Below are 7,118 nucleotides of genomic sequence, written 5' to 3'. Positions count from 1 at the left end.
GACCATCAAAAAGTGGTGACACGCCATATCTGGCAAAATTATATGGAAGAAGCAGATCATCTGCGTCATCACAAGGATGTAAAACCTATATATGCTAAACGTAAAGAAACAATAGTGCGCGTATTCGCAGATGCAAAAGAAAGGCATGGTATGCGTTGGACCACTTTAAGGGGACTTAAAAAAATGTCGATGAAGGCGATGCTTACTTTCGCTGCCATGAATTTAAAGAGGATGGCCAATTGGACATGGCAAGGTCCAAGAATGGCTTAATATAGTGGGCTCATAGAGGCCCAATCTCTTAATCTTGAGCAAAATTCAAAGGGAATTTCAAAAGGGGTCCGGAATTAAAACATTCCGAACTCATTTTGTCTACAAACTGAAGCCATCATTCCTCTGAATGATGGCTTTTTTGTATAAGAAAGAAAAATCGATGTAACCCACTTAGCAAAAAGGAGGGCATACAACAGCTTGAAACCTCAAGGGTACTAATATGCCCAACTTCGATAGCAATGTCCTTAGTCAATGATATTACTTAGTTATTTCAATCAATAAATCACCAGTACTAATCGCTTCACCATCTTTAACATAGATGTCTTTAATAGTCCCGGAGAATGGCGCCTGCACGGTTGTTTCCATTTTCATTGCTTCCGTAATTATTAGGTGATCGCCCTGCTTAACTTGATCCCCTTTTTCAACGACAACACGAATTACCGTACCAGGCATTGTCGCACCGATATGCTCTTTATTTTTTAAGTCCGCTTGCAATTTAGCTACAACGGAAGATTTAATGTTTTCATCCTTAATAATTACTTCACGTGATTGACCATTCAATTCAAAATACACAACACGTGTTCCATCAGCCAATGGTTGACCGATTGATACTAATTTAACGATAAGCGTTTTACCCTTTTCAATTTCAACTTCGATTTCTTCCCCTAATCTCATGCCATATAAGAAAGTGGCCGTATCAAGGTTTGAAACATCGCCGAACAAATCAATAGTTTTATTGTAGTCCAAGAATACTTTTGGATATAGGGCATATGCAAGTACATCGAAATCTGTGACAGCACGTCCCAGCTCCTTGAACAATTCTTCTTTTAAAGCGCCAAAATCTACGTCGTCCAACAATTCACCCGGTCTTACAGTTATAGGTTTTTTGCCTTTCAGGATAACATCCTGAAGCTCTTTTGGGAATCCCCCAACTGGTTGTCCCAAATAGCCTTCGAATAACTCTATTACGGAATCAGGGAAGTCAATGGTTTGGCCTTTTGTAAGGACATCTTCTTCAGATAGGTTATTTTGCACCATAAATAAGGCCATGTCTCCTACAACTTTAGAAGACGGCGTTACTTTAACGATATCTCCGAACATTACATTAACGCGCTGATACATTTCTTTAACTTCATTCCAGCGTTCTCCTAGCCCTACTGCTTTAGCCTGCTGCTGCAGATTACTGTATTGACCACCAGGCATTTCATGTTTATATACTTCAGTATGAGGGGCATTCATACCACTTTCGAAGTCATGATAAAATTTCCTGACTTCTCCCCAGTATTCGCCTAACCGCTCTAGTGAATCAACTTCCAATTTAGGCTGTCTACTTGAGCCTTCTAATGCATAATGAAGCGTTTGTACACTTGGTTGTGAAGTCAATCCTGCTAGAGATCCAATCGCCGTATCAACAATATCCACGCCTGCTTCAATCGCTTTTGAATACACGTAAATTCCATTTCCGCTCGTATCATGAGAATGCAGATGGATTGGAAGGGAAGTTGTTTCTTTCAATTCTGATACCAGACGGTAAGCAGCTTCCGGTTTCAAAAGTCCTGCCATATCCTTGATAGCTAAAATATGAGCACCGGCATGTTCTAGCTCCATCGCCATATTTTTATAGTACTCGATATTATATTTGCTACGTGACGGATCATTTAAATCCCCCGTGTAACAAATGGCCGCTTCAGCAATTTTACCCGATTGACGGACTGCATCTATTGCCACTTCCATACCTTTTACCCAGTTTAAACTGTCGAAGATCCGGAAAACATCAATTCCTGCATCTGCTGATTTCTCAACGAATTCGCGAATGACATTGTCTGGGTAATTTTTATAACCCACTGCATTTGAAGCCCTTAAAAGCATTTGTAAAAGCACATTCGGTGCTTTTTTCCTAAAGCTTAATAGACGGTTCCATGGATCTTCTTTCAAGAACCGATAAGCTACATCGAAAGTTGCCCCGCCCCACATTTCCATAGAAAACAAATTCGGAAGAAGTTTCGCAGTAGGCTCAGCGATATCAAGAATATCTTTCGACCTAATTCTCGTTGCCAATAAAGATTGATGTGCATCACGGAAAGTCGTATCAGTAATCAATACCTCTTTCTGATCTTTAATCCAATTAACCAGTCCCTCTGCACCTTGTTGTTCCAGAATATTCTTCGTACCCAAGATAAGCGGCAGTCCGCCAACATTCGGAATTGGTGCTGAATCGAAAACAGGTTTTTTCTTTTTTTCCACTCCCGGGAAACCATTTACGGTCACATTACCGATATATGAAAGCATTTTTGTCCCACGGTCTTTTCTAACTGGGAAGGTAAATAGTTCAGGTGTTGAATCAATAAAGGAAGTATCGTATTCACCATTAATGAAATTCTCATGTTTTACAACATTTTCAAGGAACGGAATATTCGTTTTAATTCCACGAATCCTGAATTCCTTTAGGTTACGCACCATCTTTGATGCAGCCTGTTCGAATGAAAGCGCATGTGTCGAAAGTTTAACGAGAAGTGAATCATAATATGGTGTGATAACAGCCCCTTGGAACCCATTACCAGCGTCCAAACGTACACCAAAACCTCCACCTGAACGATACACCATCATTTTTCCAGTATCCGGCATAAAGTTATTCAATGGATCCTCAGTAGTTACCCGTGACTGAATAGCAAAACCATGTATTTTAATACCAGCTTGTTCAGGAATCCCAATCTTTTTGCCATGAAGTTCATGTCCTTCAGCTATCATGATTTGTGATTGAACAATATCGATACCTGTAATCATTTCAGTAATGGTATGTTCAACCTGTACCCTTGGATTGACTTCAATAAAGTAAAATTCACCATTTGCAACGAGGAACTCGACAGTACCCGCGTTGACATAGTCAATATTTTTCGCCAATTTGACTGCTGCCTCACAAATTCTTTCTCGTAAATCCTCAGAAAGCGAAACAGAAGGTGCCACTTCTACAACTTTTTGATGACGTCTCTGAACAGAACAGTCACGTTCGTATAAATGCACGATATTTCCGTGTGTATCAGCCAAAATTTGAACTTCAATATGTTTTGGATTTTGAATAAATCTCTCTACATAGACTTCATCATTACCAAAGGCTGCTTTGGCTTCAGATTTTGCGCGATCATAAGCCTCTTCAACATCTTCAATTTTCTCAACGATTCGCATTCCGCGCCCGCCGCCGCCTAGAGACGCTTTTATAATAATTGGAAAACCGTATTGTTCACCAAATTCTTTCACTTCTGCCACACTCGTTACAGGCCCTTCGCTACCCGGGATGACCGGAATATCAGCTAGTTCTGCTTGTGTTCTTGCTTTTACTTTGTCACCAAACATATCTAGGTGTCTTGATTCTGGTCCGATGAAGATAATGCCTTCTTCTTCACAACGTTTAGCAAAATCAATGTTTTCTGAAAGGAAACCATAACCAGGATGAATCGCATCGACTCCGCTCATCTTAGCAATTGCAATAATACCTTCAATATCCAGGTATGCATCAATCGGCTTTTTGCCTTCCCCAACTAGGTATGCTTCATCCGCCTTATATCGATGGTAGGATCCATAATCTTCTTTTGAATAGATTGCAACTGTACTAATATCTAATTCCGTACACGCCCGAAAAATCCGTATCGCTATTTCTCCACGATTTGCCGCAAGTACTTTTTCTATACGTTTCACCATTGCTACCACCCTAATCAATATGTATTTTTATTGAATATATAGAAAAAAAGCGTGATAGATTTCACAACTTTTTATTCACACGTTTATTCCTCCAACAAAGGAGACAGTCCTATTGGTTGTTTCTCAATATAATTATATTTCGATATATTTTTCGGTTATGAATTTATACGTTTCAGAAAAATAAATACTATACAGAATAGAACAATGCCAATTAGTAAAATCAATTGAAATTATTATAAAATACTAGCAATATGTTAACTCTTGTATTTTTCTCAACAATTAATATAACCATAATACTAAAATAAACTGAATACAATAAAAAAATAAAAAATTGTGTATATTCGTATAAAAGCACAGGGATTTTCCGTCTTTTGCCCCCTCAAAATCCATAGTTCTAGAACTATAAATTCAGTACTATTGAGAATTATCTGAAAATCTGTACAAGTTTACAACTCCATTTTTCTATTTACGAAAGATTTCATCAACTAAAGTTCGAATCCCTGAATAGTGTGTGACAGATTTTCCCGAAATTATTTTATTAGCATTCCATAACCATAAAAAAAAGCTCACTTTTAAGCTTTAATTGCACTAATTAGTATAACATTATTAATTTATAGTATAACACTATTACCTAGTATTGTATATAATAAAAAACTCAAACAATCATCGAGATTTGTTTGAGTTAGTATGTTTTGTATATTATTTTTTTATTGATGCTTCATGCAAAACTGACAATTGCTTCTCAAGAGTTTCCAAAAGGGACTTGCCCTCTGTATCCTCTACTAAGCCTAAACGTACGGCGAAATCAATTTCTCGTGATAGACCGAACATTTGTGTATCAAGTACCTCTTCATATAAAGGACATTGAGGCATAGTGAGATTCTCCATTTGAACTTTTATAAGTTTTAGAATCTTGTCAGCATCTGCCTTTAATAAAGCATAAGCTTTTTCTCGATGATTGACAAGCATATCAGATGCCATGTTAAATCCCCCCGCTCAGAGCGATTATATCTTAACTTATCTTATCATTAAATTCTACCTTTTGTTGTGTGAAAAAGCAAGAGCATTGGCAAACAAATTGAATAATCCAAACACTGAACTAACACAATCTGCCTCTTTATTCACTAACCCCGCAGTAGATAATAATCACTAACCGAGATAATGTGACATTTCATATATAATTGATTATACTTATATAAGATTGTGAGCAACAGAAAGGAATGAGATATTTGGAACCCATCGTGTTTATTAACGGAAAAGTGAAATATCCAATTACTCTAGATCCTGGAGTGTGGATTTTTGACGACCGTAAAATTGAAATCGATACATACTTCCATGCTGAGAGAGTTCAAGTAAATGAATTAGAAGAGTATACAATTGAAGCCTCCAAACATTGGCAAAAGGAAATTCAAGAGGGCGCTACCATGCCTCCTACATTAAAAACGGAACGAAAGTTTGAGAAGCAAAGGTTGATGGAGGGGACTTTTGGTATTCCTTTTGAACCTTTTTTGAAAAACGCCGAACCTGAAATCGGTGTAACAGAAGTTATTGTTACAACTGATGAAAAAGAACTTACATTTCCATTCGAAGTAGCGCTTGAATTTTTCCTTGGCTTTTCCAAGGATGGAAAGCCAATTAAAGTCACTGAGGGCGGACCTATGGAAATTTATTTTGGAGATGCCTCTAATATCAATAACCCAATTAAAAATGTACGATCTTTCACTGTTAAATAAAAGTAGATTCACCAATGTTATAAAAGCCTGAATACATTATTTAAAACGACAAGGGAACTTTCCCTTGCCGTTTTTTTTATAAAAGTGTAGCAGCAAGCTGAGCTAAACCGGACCTTTCTCCTTTTATCAGTTTAACATGGCCGGCAATACGCTCGGTCTTGAATTTTTCTACAACGTAGGTCAAACCATTATTATATTCATCTAAATAAGGATGATCGATTTGCTCCGGATCTCCCATCAAAACAATTTTACTTCGCTCCCCTACTCTTGTTAAAATGGTCTTCACCTCATGTTTCGTTAGATTCTGCGCTTCATCTATGATGATGAACTGATCCGGAATACTCCTGCCCCTGATATAGGTTAATGCTTCTACCTCAATCGAACTCATTCCAGCTAGAATGGCGTCTAATTCCCCTGGTTTTTTCGTATTGAACAAATATTGCAGATTATCAAAAATAGGTTGCATCCAGGGTCTAAGCTTCTCCTCTTTTTCCCCGGGTAAATAACCAATATCTTTACCGACCGGAACAATAGGCCTAGCTACAAGAAGCTTCTTATATTGAGATAAATCTTCTGTTTGCATTAATCCTGTTGCCAATGCCAATAGCGTTTTTCCTGTCCCAGCCTTACCAATAAGTGTCACAAGCTGAATATCTGAACGAAGTAACAAATCAAGGGCCATCGTCTGTTGAACGTTTCTCGGCTTTATTCCCCAAATATGTTCTCCTTCATACATTAATTTCTTAACATACCTGCAGTTCTCATCTACAATCCCAATCGCTGAGGCTGAACTTCCCAATGTATCCTTCATCAGCAAGAATTGATTTGGGTAGTATAAATCTTTTGTCAGTTCTTCAAGCTTTAGATAGCTTTTTTCATAAAACTTATTCAGATTATCAATCGACAAATAAACTTCTTTATGCCCTCCATATATATGGTCCATTTCAACGACACGGTCATTTAAAAAGTCATCTGCCTCAAGCCCTATCGCATCCGCTTTTACACGTACTAGAGTATCTTTACTGACAAGAATGACCGTCTTCCCATCTTCCTTTGTTTCTTCCTCTAAAGATAAATTTTTTGCAACTGCTAATATTCGGTTATCATTTGTTTTCTCTACGAAAATTTCCTGAAGTTTATGAAATGAACGATGATTAAGTTCAATTCTTAAGCTACCTCCATTATGAAGCGGAATACTTTGATGAAGCTTTCCTTTTTCACGAAAGCTATCGATCAATTTTGATACCTGCCTGGCATTTCTTCCAATTTCATCCATATACCTTTTTTTCGAATCTAATTCTTCTAAAACAACTGCTGGAATGACTACTTCATTATCTTCGAATGAGTAAATCGCATACGGATCCTGCAACAGGACATTCGTATCTAAAACATAGATTTTTTTCCCCAATATGACGCCTC

The 7,118-nt window shown here is 37.6% G+C and carries 5 protein-coding genes; 2 read left to right on the top strand and 3 right to left on the bottom strand.

The genetic code is table 11. From position 1 onward, the window contains the following. The coding region (locus ACQKMR_RS03800; protein WP_427696080.1) for a transposase at nt 1-270 on the top strand (270 nt) is incomplete at its 5' end. A gap of 258 nt (nt 271-528) precedes the next feature. Here the strand turns inward: ACQKMR_RS03800 and pyc are convergent. After that, nucleotides 529-3,966 carry a pyruvate carboxylase gene (gene pyc / locus ACQKMR_RS03795; protein WP_427696079.1) on the bottom strand — a complete coding sequence of 1,146 codons (3,438 nt, stop codon included), beginning with the start codon at nt 3,964-3,966 and terminating at the stop codon, nt 529-531. A 699-nt stretch (nt 3,967-4,665) separates the two neighbouring features. Continuing rightward, a complete protein-coding gene (locus ACQKMR_RS03790) occupies nt 4,666-4,947 on the bottom strand; it encodes a YlaN family protein (protein WP_427696078.1) in 282 nt (93 codons plus the stop codon). A 248-nt stretch (nt 4,948-5,195) separates the two neighbouring features. Between ACQKMR_RS03790 and ACQKMR_RS03785 the strand changes: the two genes are divergently transcribed. Beyond that, nucleotides 5,196-5,699 (top strand): peptidyl-prolyl cis-trans isomerase, encoded by a 504-nt coding sequence (locus tag ACQKMR_RS03785; protein ID WP_427696077.1) that lies wholly within the window; start codon nt 5,196-5,198, stop codon nt 5,697-5,699. A 76-nt stretch (nt 5,700-5,775) separates the two neighbouring features. Here ACQKMR_RS03785 and ACQKMR_RS03780 read toward each other — a convergent pair whose 3' ends face one another. Beyond that, nucleotides 5,776-7,107 (bottom strand): PhoH family protein, encoded by a 1,332-nt coding sequence (locus ACQKMR_RS03780; RefSeq protein WP_427696076.1) that lies wholly within the window; start codon nt 7,105-7,107, stop codon nt 5,776-5,778. Nucleotides 7,108-7,118 lie beyond the last annotated feature (11 nt).

The sequence above is a fragment of the Peribacillus sp. NPDC096540 genome, assembly GCF_050278525.1.
GTDB lineage: Bacteria > Bacillota > Bacilli > Bacillales > DSM-1321 > Peribacillus.
This window is presented reverse-complemented; position numbering and strand designations above follow the sequence as displayed.